Here is a 16,569-nt window from a genome sequence, read left to right on the forward strand (position 1 = left end):
AGGCCCCGCCCTGCGAGAGCCACCGCGTGGTCCCTGCGGGCCAAGCGCATGGATGGCTCTGCGCGACAGATGCAGTCGGTGGTCCGGCTCCTCGACAACCCGGGTCGAGGTGAGCCGCCCTCGCGCTTGACATTCCCGGATCGTCTTGGAAGGCCTTCCCCACGTCTTCCGACACCGTCCCAGACGCCGTCTTGCGAGGAGGCATTATACAGATGCCGACGCGATCGAGCAGAAGATCCAGCGTGGGAACAGGACCCGCTTCAAGCCGACGCTCCTCGGCGGCCAAGAGATCATGGTCGACGTGAAGCGCGGCCTCAGCATCGACCTCTACAACGCATCTTCATCGATCAAGCAGCTCACCCCTCTCCTCCTCTATCTCCGCTTCCGCGCCGCACCGAACGATTTCCTCATCATCGACGAGCCCGAGATGGGCTTGCACCCGGAGTCCCAGGCTCGCGTCATCGAGGCGCTCGCCATGCTCGTCAACCTGGGCGTGCGCGTCCTCGTCACCACACACAGCCCGTACGTCATGGCGCACCTCAACAACCTCGTGCACGGCGACTTCGAGCACCCGCGCAGGCTCAAGGCCCAGGCCCCGGCGCTCTACCTCGGCGATGAGCGGGCGTTCCTGCCGATGAGCAAGATCAGCGCCTACGAGATGCAGGGGGGTGAGCTCCGCTCGCTCAAGGACCCGGACTACGGCGTCCGCTGGGATACGCTGAGCGACGTCTCCGTCGAGCTCCAGCAGAAGTTCTTCGCGATCGACATGAAGGGTAGCAAGGCCAGTGGCGAGGAAGAGTAGGACGCCGCGCGACCTCTTCGCGGCCAAGAAGGACGAGCTCGACTGGACCCTGTTCCACTTTCTCGAGAACCTGCTCGTCTTCTGCGCCATGGGGACGCGCAGCGTCCCGCCCGAGAGCGGCGTCCAGTTCCAGATCAGCTCGGAGGTCAAGAGCGATGGGATTGCAGCGACGTCGCGCTGAGGTGCGAGGTCGTCCGGAACAGACCAGCTTCCACCGCTCAGCTCCCGGACTCACCAGAGCCGCTGCGCGATCCGGCGGGCGAGCTCCCTTCTGGCGATCCGCAGCCTGCTGGCAGCGGTGGCTGGTCTCAGACCGTGTGCCCTGGCGTAGGCGGCGAGGCTCCCGGGACCAGCTGCGGCGAGGAGGAGATCGCGATGGCGGGCGGGCAGCTCCGCGAGCGCGCGGAGCGCGGCGCGGGCGAGGAGCCGACCTCCCGGGTCGACGCTGCCCTCATCGATGAACGCGCGCGGCTCGCCGACCGGAACCTCGCGGCGAACGCAGGCGCGCTCAAGATAATGGCCTGCCTGCCGCCACGTGATGCCGTGCAGCCACGCCTGTATCGCCCGGCGCGGCTCGGTCTGCGGATCGGGGCGGTACCTGCCAGACTGGACGGCTTTCCAGGCGGCGACGAGCACGATCTGGACAAGGTCCTCGCAATCGCGCGCGGGGATGCCGCTCGCGATGAGCCTGGCCGCGATCATGGGCCGCTCCGCGACGAGCACGTCGAGGGATGGAAGGACCGCAGCCCGCGGCGGCGCAGGCGGGGCGCAGCGCTTGCGATGGCTCACCGGGCTCTCCGGCGCGTCGGCGTCCGGTCGGCCGGCCGATGGCTGCGAGGATGCTCCTTGTCATGGCTAGCGGAGAACCCGGCGGGAGGCCGGAGCACGGCGACGCGGCGTCCTGGGGTGAGCCGGCGCTGCTCGTCAAATGATGCATCCATGCGCGCGAGTTCCCCGAAGGCCTCGCGATTCGCTGCGAAATCGAGCAAGCACGCTCATGAACACGCCCGTGATTCGGACGCGGCGTTTGCGCCGGCGTGGTGGCGGGTCGGGCGCGATCTCCCGCAGAAGGAGCCAGAGAGAGGGCTCGAATGGTTCAAGGCGCTATGGACGCCAGCACAAAGCAGCTCTCCTGGTGTTCACGGTGGCTTGATGGCTCTCTGTCCCGGTCGAGGGGAGCGGGTGGGGGCTCGTCTTCGCGGAGATTCACGGAGAGCCGTTCAACGCGTCCTCGATGGCAGGCAGGTATGCGCTGCCGGGGAACGCCTTACGGAACCGGGCGGCTCGCGCCCTGGCCTCGGCGCGCCGACCGGCCTGCTCGAGGGCCTGGATCGCCAGGGTCTCCCGTTGCTGCGCTCTCGGGCTGCGCGGGTAGCTCCGCGCATGGCGATCGAGCGCGCCGAGCGCCTCGCTCGCTCTTCCCGCTCCAAGCGCGGCGATCGCGCGCTGGAGCAGGGTCAAGTCGGTGTCCATCGGCGAGACGGCCGCCTTCGCGCCGGTCGAGGCGGGCGGTGCCGGCGCAGGCGGCGCCGGTGCCGGCGCCGTCGGGACGTCGGCGAGCGCTGCTGTCGCGCCCGAGCCGACCGGGACCGCCGCGAGCGTGTCGCCACGAATGAGGGCGATCTCCGGCGGGGCGGTGCGCGCCAGCGCCGCGTAGAGCGTGCTGGCGCCGGCGCCGGCCCCGCCCAAGAACAGGGCCGCGCCTGCCGCCACCAGCTTCGCCCGCGTGATCTCGATGCCACCCCGCGCGAGGTTCGCCGGGGCGCGGCGCGCGTCCCACGCGGGGACGGCCTCCGCCGCGCCCTCGCCGGGCGGGAGGGCTCGCGCAGCCTGGCCGGCCGGCGCGCCCCCGTCGCCCTCCCCGGGGGAGAGCAGCGCCTGAAGCCGCGCCCAGAGGACCTCGCCGAGGTCTTCCGGCAGGTCGAGCCGAGCGTCCCCGAGATCGAGCAGCTGCGGCGCGTGAGCCAGGGCGAGCGGCGCCAGCGCGAAGCGCGCGCCGTACACGCCGAGCGCGTCGCGGTCGCTCGCGCCCAGCCGCTTGACCGCGGCCGCGAACTCCCTGCGTGCCCGCCGCAGCCGGTCCCACGCGGTGTTCTCCGAGATCTGGAGCGCGGCGGCGATCTCCCGCATCTCGATGCCCTCGAGCTCGTACAGGAGGAACACGACGCGCCGGTCGCCCTCGATGCGCTGGACGAGCTCGCGGACGATCCGCTGCGTCTCGGCCTGCGCGAACCGCTGCTCCGCGTCGTACCCCGGGTCCGCGACGTCGACGCGCTCGCCCTCGGAGCGCGCGAGCAGCTCCCGCCGGTTCCTGGAGAGCCGCAGGTGCCGCAGGGCGAGGTTCGACGCGATGCTCGCCACCCACGCCTTCATGGAGAAGCGGGGGTCGTAGTCCCCGAAGCGGCGGTGGACGACCAGGAACACCTCCTGGGCCACGTCGCGCAGGTGCCGCGCCGGGACCCCCATCCGCCAGAGCACCCGGAGGACGTACCGGAGCAGGCCCGTGTAGACCTCCTCGAAGGTGGGGCGCGGGCACGGCTCGGCCGGCGGTGCCGAGCCGGCGTTGGCCGCCGGTCCGGGGTCGGCGTCATGGGTGGGGGCCGGCGGAGGCCGGGGGGATTGCGACTCCGTCATCGCTACTTGTTCCCGCGAGCCGGGCCGGATCGTGGCGAAATCGTACGCGGGGCAGAAAAAATCGGGGCTCGGTGGCCCAGACGCGGCCGCGCCCGCAGCCGCATCGATGACCGCCGCGGTTCTGTGGCATTACAGGGTGGCTCCGCGTTCCGCTCCGAAATCACCAGATGCATCGGCGAGCGGCCGTCGACGAGCCTGTCACCATCTCCCGGCACGACCTGAGCTCGGTGCGGTGGGGGTTCGCTCGGCGGGCACGCGTTGGGCGCGCGCTTTTTGCGCAGATCGTTCCGTGAAGAACCGGATGACTGACGCCATGTGGACGCGTGAGCGTCCATGAAGACGGGGGCTTCTCGCGTCGTTCTTCCCGTGCTTACCTCCCGACGCGCCCGCGCGACAGCACCGCGCGCTCGGCAGCTGCCGTGAATGAAGAGGTGAGACGATGACGATGTGGAGACGGGCTCGCGGGGAGAAGCGGGGGATAGTGCTGGCGTCGTGCGCCACGGCCGTCGTGCTGGGGGCCTGGGTTGGGGGCTGCGGGACGACCCCGATCTGGGATTGCCCCTGGGATCCCGAGCCTGGATTCAAGGAGAGTCCTTGTCTTGTGATGGAGGAGCCCGTGGATGGTGGCGACGGCGCCGACGCGTGCGGCGATGCCGGCCCTGATGCAGGCGACGCCTGCTCGGACGCGGACGCCGGCGCCGATTTCGACAGCGCGACGGTCCCCGGGTTCGATCCCACCCTGCGGGAGACATGCACCGGGCAGTGCGTGCCGCGGGAACCGCTCGGCTGGTCCGAGCCGGCGCTCGTCTGGATCGGCCCTCCGGATCGCGCGCCCGACTGCCCCGCCGCCGCGCCGAGCGTCGGCTACGAGGGCCATGCGGACTTCACGGCGGCGGCGCCGCCCTCATGCCCGGCATGCCAGTGCGATCCGCCGGACGCCTCGTGCGAGCTACCGGCGGCGTGGAGCGCTTACGCCAGCTTTCCCTGCGACGTCCCCGGCGCCGCCGAGACGCCGTTCGCTGCTCCCGAAGGTTGGGACGGCTCCTGCACATCGGCCAGCGCGATCGCCACCGGACAGATGTGTGATGGCGCCCCCTGCGCGCAGTCGCTCGAGATCCCGGCCCCCCGCGTGCTTCCGGGGAGCTGCGTGCCCAGGACCGCGGAGAGCCCCGAGGGGCCGGAGGAACCCGAAGGCGCCGGGAGCTTCGCGCTCTTCGCACGGGCGTGCACCGGCACCGCGTTCGCGCCGTGCGCCGATCCGGGGATGACCTGCACCCCGGCGCCGCCGACCAGCGATGCCGCGCCGCCCGAGAGGTTCCTGACGTGCGTCTATCATGAGGGAGAGCAGGACTGTCCGGCGACCTACCCGGACCGGCACGTCTTCTACGCCGGCACCGAAGACACGCGCGGCTGCGCCCCCTGCGGCTGCGCCCAACCCACCGGGGGCAGCTGCAGCGTCCTCGCGTCAGCGTTCAGCGACGCTGCGTGCTCACAGTTCGCCGTCGGCGTGGTGGTGAGCTCCGAGGCTCCGATCTGCACCGGCATCGTTCCCGGGACGGCGCTCGGGAGCAAATCCGCGGGCGTTGTGAGCTTCGATCCGGGTGCCTGCGAGCCGACGGGCGGCGAGCCGACCGGCAGCGTCGCGTTGCTCGGAGCAGCGACGTTCTGCTGCCGCCCTGAGCCGATTTCTGATCCGGTACCTGCCTGAGACAGGCGGACCAGGTTCTCACGGCCGCACCCCACGCAGAGCCTCATCCAGAGCCTTCCGCAAGGGCCTTCCAGCACGCCGGATGCTCCCGGCGCGCGCGCTCCGATCGGCGAACCATCGAGCCCAGATCAGAATGAAGCGACGAGGTGCAAAGCTCCCGCCCTGGATGTCTCGGCCGCGGACCAAAGTGCGCCACCAGGGAGACGAAGCTCGGGGCGCACGAGGTTGGCCACGAGCTCGCCGGTGAGCCGAGCGGCAAGGGAATACGAGAGCGGCACCTCCACGCCGCCGCGCAGCCCGAGCCCGGCGTAGGGCGACAACGCCTCCCCCAGAGCGTTGACCATCCGGAAATGCCGCACGCGGCCTGCCGTGACGAGGCCGCAGCCGGAGAACCAGGCCACGTGCCCGCAAGGGACGACAGAGACGCCGCCCCGGGACACGCCGTAGAGCCTGCCCCGATACTGCTCTGTGGCGACCGGCAGGTCGACGCGTCCCTCCAGCGAGAGCGAGAACGCCTCCCACCGGGCCCCCACGAACCCCGAGAACCCGACCGCCGGGGCCGGCGCGACTCCCTCGGAGATCAGCGCCCCCGCCCCGACCTGAAGCCGCGGCCACGCCGGCGAGGGGCCACGGCGCTCCCCGGGCCCCGCAGGCGCGGCGGGCTGGCACGGCGGCAACGGCCCCGCGGCCGGCGCGCGCGGGGGCCCCGCCGGCGCCCCTCCCGGGGAAGCCGTCTCCGGCGGCTCCGGCGCGGTGGCCGCCTCCCCCGGCGCCGGAGGTGACGGCGCCGGCGGCGACGGCGACGGCCCCCGCGCCGATCGCACCGGGCGCAGCACGATGGCGAGGGCGGTGCCGACGTCCTCCATGAGCGCCCCGCAGGCCGCGCCCGTGAGCTCCTGGCCGCCGAGCCGCCGCCCGTCGCTGTCGAACAGCGCGATCTCCCCCAGGAAATGCCGCCCCTTGCGCCCGACGGCCACCTCGACCCGCCGGCCGCCGCCGCCGCCCACGAACGGGTCGATCCCACCGAGCTGCGCGGCGACGACGTCCCGGAGCGCCTGCTCCTCGGGACACCCCTCCGCGCCCGGGCCACGCGTATAGGACAGCCGCGCGCCGCCCGCTGGGACCTGACCGGAGGCCGCCGGCGCGGCCAGCACCAGGGACACGGCAAGACTCCACCCGATGGCGTTCAGACGTGGTTGGCGCAAGGGACTCCGCTCGATCGTCAGACAAGGGGGACAGGGCAGCGCCGAGAAGCCACGACCGGCTGCGACCTGCACCGAGTGCAATTACGGACCACGACCGGCGCCCGGCAACGGATTTTTCCGGGCCGCTGCGGCTCGCCACGCCCGCGCGTTCGCCACGAAGTCCGCCCGGAGGACCACCACCCGGCCGCTCACGTCCGCCTCCGGCGCCGCGAGCACCGCGTCCGCGTACGCGGCATAGGGATCCCTCCCGTCGTCGAACGCCCCCTCCACCTCCGCGATGTCCGGCACCTCGACCCACGGCACCTCGCTCTCCCCGAGCGCGTACGCCAGCGGGTCGTCCGGATCCCAGCCTTCGGTGTTAGTCGTGTATGAGGAACGTTCTGAAGGAGCGAACGACGGCCGAGAGAGAGCGGATGCCCACCCCCGGCCCGTGCTCGGCGCTCCGCGCCTCCGCGCGGTCCGCCCCTCCCAAATCGCGCGCTCCGCGCGCTCAGGGAGGGGTACGCCGTCTGGCAAGGACTCCCCGAGTGCGAAGTCCGGAGATGGGAGAACGTGCACGACCTGCGTCAGGACATGAGGCCGAGCGCGAAGAGGGCGTCGGACCAGAGCGGCCAGAGCGAGCGGTAGGGGTGGGTCGCCAGCACCACGCCGCCGCTCGGGAGGCGCCGGACGTAGAACCGGGCGTGATCGACCAGGAACTCGAAGTGCTCGAGGGTGATCTCGACCTGCGTGAGGGGCGAGCCGTCGCCTGTCTCCGTGCCCTGTCCGTCGCGCCCCCGGAACGGGAGCGTCCGCTCGTAGATCTCGCGCGCGCGCGGCTCTGCGGCGCGCCACGCGCCGTCGGGCACCTCGGCCGCCGCTTCGAGCGCCTCGAGCAGGGCCGAGGGCGGCGTCGCCAGCGCCTTGAGCACGGTCTCACGGCAGAGCGAGCTCGGATGCGCACAGGCGTGTCGCAACGCGACGCGCGCGCCAGGCGGCGCGGCTTCCACCCGCGCGCGGAGCGCTTCCAGCGGCAGTCCCGCGATGCGCGACACCCTCTCCTTGTCATGAAGGCACAGCCACGACAGGGCGAGATCGCGCGCGATGTCCCGCGCGTCCGCGTTGTATGTGGCGCACAGGGCGACCGGCGCGAGCCAGGTCCGCGCCGTCGTGCACGCGCCGGTCGGGACGCGCCCGCTCGCGTCCGGCGCGCAGAGGCGGAGCAGGACGTCCTCGATGTCTTCCAGCGCCATGTGCCACGCGAGCACGGCCTCGGCCTGCACGGAGCGCGGGCCCCTCCCCAGGGCGAGGTCCATGTGCATGGGGGAAAAGTCCTCGATCTCGCGGGCGTGCATGTGGATGGGGCCCCTCGGCTTGAGACGTTCGCTCCTGTCGGTGAAGCAGCGAAGGATGCAATGAGCGAAGCACTCGTAGCTCAACGATGCCACGAAGTAGGCTTCGGCGTCGGTGCGTCCGAAGTGGGCGCGGACCATCGCGACCACCTCGTCCACGGAGGTCGTGTTGCACTCCGTGTCGCGGTCCATGATCGCGCGGATAAAGTACTGGGGCTCCCTGATGAGGGCCGACAGCGCCGCGCCGAACGCATCGACCCGCTGTGCCTCGTCGCACCAAGCGAAGAAGAACGGCCCTTCTCTCATCGCTTCATCATCCTCATGAGGTAGCCTCTTGTCAGGAGATCAGGCCGAGCACGAAGAGCGCATCGGCCCAGAGCGGCCAGAGCGTGCGGTACGGGTGGGTCGCCAGCATTACGCCGCCGCTTGGGAGGCGGCGGACGTGGAAGGGGGCGTGCTCTTCGAGGAAGCGGGTGTGCTCGCGCGTCGTGACGTCCACCCAGAAGGCGGGGGGGACCTCCCCCGCGTCTTCGTCGTCGAGCTGGCGGCGCAGCTCCACGAGCTCGCGCGCCTTGGGCTCGGCCGCGCGCCACGCGTCATCGGGCACCGCCGCCGCCTCGAGCGCTTCGAGCAGCGTGGCCGGCGGTGTCGCGAGCGCCTTGAGCACGGTCTCGCGCGAGAGCGAGCCCGTGAGCTCGCTCGTGCCTTTCATGGGCACGCGCGCGCCGCGCGGCGCGGCTTCGACCCGCGCGTGGAGCGTCGAGAGCTGCGTACCCGCGATGCGCGAGACGCTGACCTTGTCGTGCAGGCTCACCCACGACAGGGCGAGGTCGCGCGCGAGCTCCGCGGCCTTCGCGTTGTAGGTCGCGCACATCTCGACCGGGGCGATCCAGTCCTCCTCGCCCGTGCAGGCGCCGGTCGGCACGCGCCCGCTCGCGTCCGGCGCGCAGAGGCGGAGCAGTAGATCTTCGACGTCGCCCTGGACCACGTGGTAGGCCGCTGCGGCCTCGGCCTCCACGGAGCGGGGGCCTCTGCCCACAGCGAGCTCGTAGGGGTAAAAATCCCACTTGCGTTCGCCCGCCTTGGCCTCAAGAGGGCCGAAAGGATGGTCATCTTCGCTGTCTTCGGGGTAGCAAGCGAGGCTGAACACCATGACGCGCTCTGATTCCCGCAGTATCACGCCGGATGATACGTGAGCGCTATTCCGTCCTCCGAAGTTGGCGCGAACCGTGGCAAGGACGTCTTCGGCGGAGCGTGTCCTGCACGTTATGGTCGCGCTCATACCCAGGCTGATGAGATCCCCCGGAATCATCAGCGCAGACAATGACGCCGCGAGCGCATCGATCCGTTCTGGCTCGTCGCACCAGGCGAAGAATTGAGGTCCTGAATAGCTCATAGCCGGATCACCATGATGGGTTTATTGAAGCCATCGAGGGTAAGGGGCTTGCCAGCGTCCGAATCGAACAGGTAGCCGTCCTTGACGGTGAACTTCTTCGGCTTGAACTTCGCACCCTGCTCCATGATGAGCTCGACCCGCTGTACGTCTCCAGCGAGCCCCCACTTGTCCTTCAGCGCCCTCATCGCATTCAAGAGCTGATCGCGCACGTCAAAGGCGTCGATCGTTCCGCCGCCCTTCGCCTCGCTCAGGATGAGGTTGTGCCCGCTGGACACCGAGAGGAAGTCGGGCGCCTTCCCCTCGATGGTACCCGTCCGTGACTCCCGCGGAATGTCGAGCACCGTGCGCACCCCGTCGTCGCCGACCCCGACGAGCGATCGGCCGTCGTCCACCAGGAACTTGGCCGCTTTCTTCTCGAAAATGTCTATTTTTTTCTGCTTGGTGACCGCCCCGCGGAGGTTCTTGTACCCCCGGACGCGGTTCGTTTTCACGATCTTGGCGAAAAACTCCTCGATCTCGGCGATCTCCCCGGCCACCCGGATCGCGGCCGGCCGCAGCCCGCTGCTGGTCTTGACCGCGCGCCACATCGGCCCGACCGCCCCGAGCCCGAACCCCAGCCCCGAGAAGATCCGCTCCTCGTCGCTGAGCTCCTGCCCTCCAGGCAGGCAGAACGCCTTCCCGGTGACCGCCTCGCACAGGTCGAGCGCCGGCCCCACCACCGGCACGAACCCCACCCCGATGCGCGTCGTCGCGTGCACCAGCGTCTGCATCACCTCCGCGTACGCCCCGAACCCCTCGGCGACGGTCGACATCGCCCCCGCGAACGCGCTGATCGTCTGATAGAGCTGCGTCTGCTCCAGATCGAACCCGTCCCCTGTCCACAGGTTGAGGTTGTCCTTCATCTGGTCCGCGAGCGCGTCGAACCGCGGCTTCAGCACCGTGTCCACCTGCACCCGCAGATCCGGCGGGATCGGCGTTTCGATGAACCAGTCCGACGCATCCATGAACTGCCGCACGAACGCGGTGATCCGGTTCTGCGCCTTCAGGAATGCGTTGGTCTCCGCGAGCGACACGCCCATCCGGTCGCGCAGCGCGATCTCCAGCGCCGCGCTGTTGGCCCGCCACGCCCGCACGTTCGCCACGAAGTCCGCCCGGAGGACCACCACCCGGCCGCTGACGTCCGCCTCCAGCGCCGCGAGCACCGCGTCCGCGTACGCGGCATAGGGATCCCTCCCGTCGTCGAACGCCCCCTCCACCTCCGCGATGTCCGGCACCTCCACCCACGGCACCTCGCTCTCCCCGAGCGCGTACGCCTGCGGGTCGTCCGGATCCCAGCCTTCGGTGTTAGTCGTGTATGAGGAACGTTCTGAAGGAGCGAACGACGGCCGAGAGAGGGCGGATGCCCACCCCCGGCCCGTGCTCGGCGCTCCGCGCCTGCGCGCGGTCCGCCCCTCCCTAATCGCGCGCTCCGCGCGCTCAGGGAGGGGCACGCCGTCTGGCAAGGACTCCCCGAGTGCGAAGTCCGGAGATGGGAGAACGTGCACGACCTGCGTCAGGACATGAGGCCGAGCGCGAAGAGGGCGTCGGACCAGAGCGGCCAGAGCGAGCGGTAGGGGTGGGTCGCCAGCACCACGCCGCCGCTCGGGAGGCGCCGGACGTAGAACCGGGCGTGGTCGACAAGGAACTCGAAGTGCTCGAGGGTGATCTCGACCTCCGACAGGGCCGAGCCGATGCCTGTCTCCGAGCCTTGTCCGTCGCTCTCCCTGCACTGGAGCGTCCGCTCGTGGATCTCGCGCGCGCGCGGCTCCGCGGCGCGCCACGCGCCGTCTGGTGTCTCCGCCGCGGCTTCGAGCGCTTCGAGCAGGGCGGAGGGGGGAGTTGCCATCGCCTTGAGGACGGTTTCGCGGGAGAGCGAGCCCGAATGCGCACCCGCATGTCGTAGCGCGACGCACGCGCCGGGCGGCGCGGCTTCCACCCGCGCGCGGAGCACATCCAGCGACAGGCCTGCGGCGCGCGACACCCTGTCCTTGTCGTGGAGGCAGATCCACGAGAGGGCGAGATCGCGCGCGAGGTCACGAGCGTCCGCGTTGTACGTCGCGCACAGGGCGACCGGCGCGAGCCAGGTGCGCGCCGTCGTGCAGCCGCCGGTCGGGACGCGCCCGCTCGCGTCCGGCGCGCAGAGGCTGAGCAGGACGTCCTCGATGTCTTGCAGCGCCATGTGCCACGCGAGCACGGCCTCGGCCTGCACGGAGCGCGGGCCCCTCCCCAGGGCGAGGTCCATCTGCATGGGGGAAAAGTCCTCGATTTCGCGGGCGTGCATGTGGATGGGGCCCTTCGGCTCGAGGCGCTCGCTCTTGTCGGTGAAGCCGCGGAGGATGCAATGGACGAAGTGCTCCTGGCTCAACGATGCGACGAAGTAGGTCTCCGCGTCGGTGCGTCCGAAGTGGGCTCGGAGCATCGTGACCACTTCATCCACGGAGATCGTATGGCATTCCGTGTCGCGGTCCATGATCGCGCGCATGCTGTACTGTGGCTCCTTGATGAGGGCCGACAGTGCCGCGCCGAACGCATCGACCCGCTGTGCCTCGTCACACCAGGCGAAGAAAAACGGACCTTCTCTCATCGATCGATCATCCTCGTGAGATAGCCTGCGTCAGGACATGAGACCGAGCACGAAAAGCGCGTCGGCCCAGAGCGGCCAGAGGGTGCGGTAGGGGTGGGTCGCCAGCACCATGCCGCCGCTCGGGAGCCGCCGGACGTGGACGGGGGCGTGCTCTTCGAGGAAGCGGGTGTGCTCGCGCGTCGTGATATTGACCCAGAAGGCGGGAGGGACCTCCCCCGCGTCCTCGTCCTCGAGCTGGCGGCGTAGCTCCAGGAGCTCGCGCGCCTGGGGCTCGGCCGCGCGCCACGCGTCGTCGGGCACCGCCGCGGCCTCGAGCGCTTCGAGCAGCGTGGCCGGCGGCGTCGCGAGCGCCTTGAGCACGGTCTCGCGCGAGAGCGAGCCCGTGAGCTGGCTCGTGGTTTTCATGGGTACGCGCGCGCCGCGCGGCGCGGCTTCCACCCGCGCGCGGAGCGTCTCCAGCGGCGTGCCTGCGATGCGGGAGACGCTCTCCTTGTCGTAGAGGCTCACCCATGACAGGGCGAGGTCGCGCGCGAGCTCCGCGGCATTGGCGTTGTAGGTCGCGCACATCTCGACCGGGGCGAGCCAGTCCTCCTTGTCCGTGCAGGCGCCGGTCGGCACGCGCCCGCTCGCGTCCGGCGCGCAGAGGCGGAGCAGGAGATCCTCGACGTCGCCCTGGACCATGTGGCAGGCGGCCGCGGCCTCGGCCTCCGCGGAGCGGGGGCCTCTGCTCACCGCGAGCTCGTAGGGGTAGAAGTCCCGCTTGCGCTCGCCCGCATCCACCCGGAGGGGGCCGTAAGGATGGCGACGTTCGCTTTCCTCGGGGTAGCACGCGAGGTCGAACCTCATGACGCGCTTGGAATCGCTCGGCCTCACGCTCGAACCCACGTGAGCGCTCTTCAAACCTCCGAAGTGGGCGCGCACCATGGCGAGCACCTCGTCGATGGAGCACGTCTGGCGCGTTAGGCTCGCACTCATCCCCAAGCTGATCATATACCCTGGGATGACCAGCGCGGACAGCGCTGCCGCGAACGCATCGATCCGTTCTGGCTCGTCGCACCAGGCGACGAATTGAGGTCCTGAATAGCTCATAGCCGGATCACCATGATGGGTTTGTTGAAACCCTCGAGGATAACGGTCTCGCCAGCATCCCAATCGAACAGGTAGCCGTCCTTCACGGTAAACTTGTTCGGATCGAACTTCGCCCCCTGCTCGATGATGATCTCGACCCGCGCCACGTCTCCATCGAGCCTCCTCTTCTTCAACGCCTCCATCGCGTTCAAAAGCTGATCGCGCACCTTGAAGAAGGGGATTTTTCCGCCCCCCTTTGCCTCGCTCACGATCAGCTTGTGCCCGCTGGATATCGACAAGAAGTCGGGCGCTGCCCCTTCGCTGCCCCCAGTGCTTGATTCCCTCGGAATCTTGAGCACGTCGCGCACGCCGTCGTCACCGACCCCGATGAGCGATCTTCCGTCGTCCACCAGGAACTTGGCCGCCTTCTTCTCGAAGATGTCCACATCGAACTTCGTGATCGCCCCCGTGAGCGTCTTGTACCCCCGGACGCGGTTCGTCTTCACGATCTTGGCGAAAACCTCCTCGATCTCAGCGATCTCGCCGGCCACCCGGATCGCGGACGGCCTGAGCCCCCCGGCGGTCTTGATCACCCGCCACATCGGCCCGATCGCCGCGACCCCGAACCCTATCCCCGAGAAGATCCGCTCCTCGTCGCTCAGCTCCTCCCCCGACGGCAAGCACCACGCCTTGCCCGTCACGGCCTCGCACAGGTCGAGCGCCGGCCCCACCACCGGCACGAACCCCACCCCGATGCGCGTCGTCGCGTGCACCAGCGTCTGCATCACCTCCGCGTACGCCCCGAACCCCTCGGCGACGGTCGACATCGCCCCCGCGAACGCGCTGATCGTCTGATAGAGCTGCGTCTGCTCCAGATCGAACCCGTCCCCTGTCCACAGGTTGAGGTTGTCCTTCATCTGGTCCGCGAGCGCGTCGAACCGCGGCTTCAGCACCGTGTCCACCTGCACCCGCAGATCCGGCGGGATCGGCGTTTCGATGAACCAGTCCGACGCATCCATGAACTGCCGCACGAACGCGGTGATCCGGTTCTGCGCCTTCAGGAATGCGTTGGTCTCCGCGAGCGACACGCCCATCCGGTCGCGCAGCGCGATCTCCAGCGCCGCGCTGTTGGCCCGCCACGCCCGCACGTTCGCCACGAAGTCCGCCCGGAGGACCACCACCCGGCCGCTGACGTCCGCCTCCAGCGCCGCGAGCACCGCGTCCGCGTACGCGGCATAGGGATCCCTCCCGTCGTCGAACGCCCCCTCCACCTCCGCGATGTCCGGCACCTCCACCCACGGCACCTCGCTCTCCCCGAGCGCGTACGCCTGCGGGTCGTCCGGATCCCAGCCCTCGGCGCGCGCGTCTTCCGTCGCCAGGTCCGCCACCTCGTCGGCCTGCGCGCCGAACTCGTCCATCAGCCGCGCGAGCTCGTCCTCGAGGTCGCTGACGCTCTTCTTCAGGTCGTCGACGAGCTGCTCCATCGCCGCGCGCGTCTCCGGCGCGACCGCGTCCTTGTACCGGTCCAGGATCGCCTCGAGGTCAGTCCGCGAGATCTCGTCCAGCGGCCGGCCGACAAGGTCCTTGAGCTCGGTGTCGAGCTGCTGGAGCAGGTCCATCTTCTCCGCGAGCAGGCCCACCGCCCGTGCGTTTGCCACGAGCGCTGCGCGCTCCTTGGCGATCTCGGCCAGCAGGATCTCGATGTCGCGCGCCAGCGCCGGGTTGACCTCCGCGAGGCTCAGGTCGAGGGTCGTGGCGCCGGAGAACGCCGTCCCGCTGCGCCGCACATGGAAGAGCGGCTTGTTCAGGCCGAGCGGCTCCGAGACGAGGCTAACAAGCTCGTGCGCGTCGGTGCACCAGTCGTCACCGCCAGCGTTCCGCACACCGAAGTGGAAGTCGTTCGCTCCGAACCGGAGCAGCACCGAGTCGAACTCCGCCTCCGCCTGGTGGCTCTGCGAGCCGTCATCGTGGGTCACCAGCGTGTCCGGAACCTCGTAGGTGGGGAGCGGCGTGTCGTTCACATGGAAGTACGTCCCTCCGTTGTGAGCGAGGAAAGGGGCCTCGCACGACGCGCTGGATTCCGTGCTAACCCAGTCCAGCCTGTACGGCGTGCCGGCCCACGCGAACGACGGCGCCAGCACCGCCAGCGCCGTGACCAGCGCGACGAGCCTCTGGAACACCGCGGCGCTCCGGCCGCGCAGCGCAACGTCCTTGAAGCCTCTCATGTCCCCTCCGCGCCGCGCACGGCGGCGTCATACGCGATCGCGGCGCCCTTCACGTCCCCCGCGTCGAGCCTCGCCTGAGCCGCGTCGAGCTCCGCCGCGGCCATGCCCTTCTCCCGCAGCGCCGCGAGACCCGCCGCGATCTTCTGCGGCACCCCCGTCCTGAGCTCGGCCTCCGCGGCGTCGAACCTTCCTCGAAGCTCGGCGCACCCGGCCTCGCGCCAGGACGACCCCGCCGCATCGCAGAGCGGTCGCAGCTGCGCCAGCGCCAGGAGCTCCCCGCACCGCTCGGCCAAGAGCGGCAGCCCGAGCTTCTCGCTCACCGGCGGCGCCGCCGACAGCGCCGCGACCTGCGCGCGCGCACGCTGCTCGAAGGCGTCCGACGCCTTGCGCGTCCGCGCCCCTGCGACGGCCTCGCGCGCCGCCTCGTCCATCTGCAGCACGCGGAGCGCCTGCCGGCGCAGCGCGATGCCGCCGAGCAGCGCCGCCGCGGTCGCGTCGCTCCGGGCGACGCGACCCTTCACGTAACCCAGCATCGCGTTCAGCGAGCGCAGCGCGTCCGACGTCATGTCGGGCAGCACCGCGCCGTGCGTGGCGAGCAGCTCCCTGTGCGGCGCCATCGCCTCATCGAAGGAGGCCGCGAAGACCTGGAGCGTCGCCGACCACCTCAGGATCTCCGCGGTGAGCTCGCCGGGCGCGCGGCCCGCCTCGCGCGCCGCCGCGAGCACGGCCTGCTCCACGCCGTCGAGACCGTCGATGTCCGACAGCGACGCCTGCGCCGAGAGCGCCGCGTACGCCGCCGTCTCCGCCGCCTCGGTCGCGCGGTACGCGGCGAAGCGCGCCGCGACGTCCGCGTATTTCGATCGCAGCGGGGCGGCCTCGTCCCGGGCCTGGTCGAAGATCACCTGCACGGCCGCCATCGCCTGCCGGTCGGCCGCGAGCGCGGCGGCGAGCGGCTCCCTCTCGGCGCTGGCCTTGTCGATCATTGCTTTCTTGAAGTTGCCCGGGGCGTCGACCGGCGCCTCCGCGAGCAGCACCCTCTGGCGGTCCCTCGCCTCGTCGAGCAGCCGCGCGAGCTTGCCCGCGAGCGTCGCCCGCAGCGACTCGGCGTTCCTCGCGTCGTCGCGCACGTACGCGATCGCCTCGTCGATGTGGCCGAACCAGACGCCGAGCGAGTGATCGCTCGCGACGATCTCCTCCGGCGTCTTGTTGTTCGGCCATGTGGCCCACACCTCGATGGGCAGCGCGCCGTCCTTCTCGGCCTGGGCCCACGCGGCGCCCGGCCCCTGATTCTCGCCCACGCAGTGCTCCTCGCCGCCCACCGCCGCCGCGCAGAAGCTCCCGAACGTGTCGTCCCCGAACTTCCACAAGCACCCGGCCGCCGTCGCGCCGAACGCCATGGCGGCCACGGCGACCGCAAGGATCGCCCTCCGTCGCGCCGGCCTGGATCGTTCGCCCATGCTCATTGCCTCCACCCCGCGAATTTTCTCGCCCGCGCACGCTCGCCCGCACATTCTCCAGAAGCAAGCGTCCCCACCGGAGCGCTAGGACATTGCTCGGCCCCGGATGGCGCCCCGAGC

12 protein-coding genes and 2 pseudogenes are annotated in these 16,569 nt (G+C 70.6%); 3 read left to right on the top strand and 11 right to left on the bottom strand.

Annotated features, from left to right (window positions below; translation table 11 throughout):
- Nucleotides 1-214: 214 nt before the first annotated feature.
- Both WMF22_RS32770 and WMF22_RS32775 read left to right on the top strand, forming a co-directional pair.
- Nucleotides 215-802: pseudogene (locus tag WMF22_RS32770) on the top strand (AAA family ATPase); the annotation flags it as partial.
- A complete protein-coding gene (locus tag WMF22_RS32775) occupies nucleotides 786-983 on the top strand; it encodes a hypothetical protein (protein ID WP_438032323.1) in 198 nt (65 codons plus the stop codon). The pseudogene WMF22_RS32770 and the gene WMF22_RS32775, both read left to right, overlap by 17 nt.
- A gap of 50 nt (nucleotides 984-1,033) precedes the next feature.
- On the opposite strand, the gene WMF22_RS32780 is transcribed toward WMF22_RS32775, so the two are convergent.
- Nucleotides 1,034-1,591, bottom strand: coding sequence for an RNA polymerase sigma factor (locus WMF22_RS32780; protein WP_438032324.1), 558 nt, complete (start codon nucleotides 1,589-1,591; stop codon nucleotides 1,034-1,036).
- 417 nt (nucleotides 1,592-2,008) lie between these two features.
- Nucleotides 2,009-3,436, bottom strand: a complete 1,428-nt coding sequence (locus WMF22_RS32785) for a sigma-70 family RNA polymerase sigma factor (RefSeq protein ID WP_438032325.1) — start codon at nucleotides 3,434-3,436, stop codon at nucleotides 2,009-2,011.
- A gap of 439 nt (nucleotides 3,437-3,875) precedes the next feature.
- On the opposite strand from WMF22_RS32785, the gene WMF22_RS32790 reads away from it, so the two are divergent.
- Entirely contained in the window at nucleotides 3,876-5,144 is a 1,269-nt protein-coding gene (locus WMF22_RS32790) for a hypothetical protein (RefSeq protein WP_438032326.1), read from the top strand.
- A 128-nt stretch (nucleotides 5,145-5,272) separates the two neighbouring features.
- Here WMF22_RS32790 and WMF22_RS32795 read toward each other — a convergent pair whose 3' ends face one another.
- From WMF22_RS32795 to WMF22_RS32835, 9 genes and pseudogenes are all read right to left on the bottom strand, one after another.
- Nucleotides 5,273-6,307: a hypothetical protein gene (locus WMF22_RS32795; protein ID WP_438032327.1), complete on the bottom strand. Its 1,035-nt coding sequence runs from the start codon at nucleotides 6,305-6,307 to the stop codon at nucleotides 5,273-5,275.
- Between the two features lie 162 nt (nucleotides 6,308-6,469).
- Nucleotides 6,470-6,907: pseudogene (locus WMF22_RS32800) on the bottom strand (hypothetical protein); the annotation flags it as partial.
- An 8-nt stretch (nucleotides 6,908-6,915) separates the two neighbouring features.
- Nucleotides 6,916-7,986 carry a hypothetical protein gene (locus WMF22_RS32805; RefSeq protein WP_438032328.1) on the bottom strand — a complete coding sequence of 357 codons (1,071 nt, stop codon included), beginning with the start codon at nucleotides 7,984-7,986 and terminating at the stop codon, nucleotides 6,916-6,918.
- 31 nt (nucleotides 7,987-8,017) lie between these two features.
- Nucleotides 8,018-8,833 (bottom strand): hypothetical protein, encoded by an 816-nt coding sequence (locus tag WMF22_RS32810; protein ID WP_438032329.1) that lies wholly within the window; start codon nucleotides 8,831-8,833, stop codon nucleotides 8,018-8,020.
- A 239-nt stretch (nucleotides 8,834-9,072) separates the two neighbouring features.
- Nucleotides 9,073-10,365 (bottom strand): hypothetical protein, encoded by a 1,293-nt coding sequence (locus WMF22_RS32815; RefSeq protein WP_438032330.1) that lies wholly within the window; start codon nucleotides 10,363-10,365, stop codon nucleotides 9,073-9,075.
- Nucleotides 10,366-10,628: 263 nt separating this feature from the next.
- Nucleotides 10,629-11,699, bottom strand: coding sequence for a hypothetical protein (locus WMF22_RS32820; RefSeq protein WP_438032331.1), 1,071 nt, complete (start codon nucleotides 11,697-11,699; stop codon nucleotides 10,629-10,631).
- Between the two features lie 30 nt (nucleotides 11,700-11,729).
- The gene (locus WMF22_RS32825; protein WP_438032332.1) at nucleotides 11,730-12,674 is read right to left on the bottom strand and encodes a hypothetical protein; all 945 of its coding nucleotides are present in this window, start codon (nucleotides 12,672-12,674) and stop codon (nucleotides 11,730-11,732) included.
- Nucleotides 12,675-12,784: 110 nt separating this feature from the next.
- Complete coding sequence (locus WMF22_RS32830) at nucleotides 12,785-14,992, bottom strand: hypothetical protein (protein ID WP_438032333.1); 2,208 nt, start codon at nucleotides 14,990-14,992, stop codon at nucleotides 12,785-12,787.
- Entirely contained in the window at nucleotides 14,989-16,449 is a 1,461-nt protein-coding gene (locus tag WMF22_RS32835; RefSeq protein ID WP_438032334.1) for a hypothetical protein, read from the bottom strand. Before WMF22_RS32835 ends, WMF22_RS32830 begins: the two co-directional genes overlap by 4 nt.
- Nucleotides 16,450-16,569: the final 120 nt, after the last annotated feature.

The sequence above is a fragment of the Sorangium sp. So ce204 genome (assembly GCF_051526795.1).
GTDB classification, from domain to species: domain Bacteria; phylum Myxococcota_A; class Polyangia; order Polyangiales; family Polyangiaceae; genus Sorangium; species Sorangium cellulosum_B.

Bases quoted from the DNA above. Each gene is read 5' to 3' on its own strand.
- WMF22_RS32785 (WP_438032325.1), bottom strand. From the start codon at position 3,436: ATGACGGAGTCGCAATCCCCCCGGCCTCCGCCGGCCCCCACCCATGAC.
- WMF22_RS32790 (WP_438032326.1), top strand. From the start codon at position 3,876: ATGACGATGTGGAGACGGGCTCGCGGGGAGAAGCGGGGGATAGTGCTG.
- WMF22_RS32805 (WP_438032328.1), bottom strand. From the start codon at position 7,986: ATGAGAGAAGGGCCGTTCTTCTTCGCTTGGTGCGACGAGGCACAGCGG.
- WMF22_RS32810 (WP_438032329.1), bottom strand. From the start codon at position 8,833: ATGGTGTTCAGCCTCGCTTGCTACCCCGAAGACAGCGAAGATGACCAT.
- WMF22_RS32820 (WP_438032331.1), bottom strand. From the start codon at position 11,699: ATGAGAGAAGGTCCGTTTTTCTTCGCCTGGTGTGACGAGGCACAGCGG.
- WMF22_RS32825 (WP_438032332.1), bottom strand. From the start codon at position 12,674: ATGAGTGCGAGCCTAACGCGCCAGACGTGCTCCATCGACGAGGTGCTC.
- WMF22_RS32830 (WP_438032333.1), bottom strand. From the start codon at position 14,992: ATGAGAGGCTTCAAGGACGTTGCGCTGCGCGGCCGGAGCGCCGCGGTG.
- WMF22_RS32835 (WP_438032334.1), bottom strand. From the start codon at position 16,449: ATGGGCGAACGATCCAGGCCGGCGCGACGGAGGGCGATCCTTGCGGTC.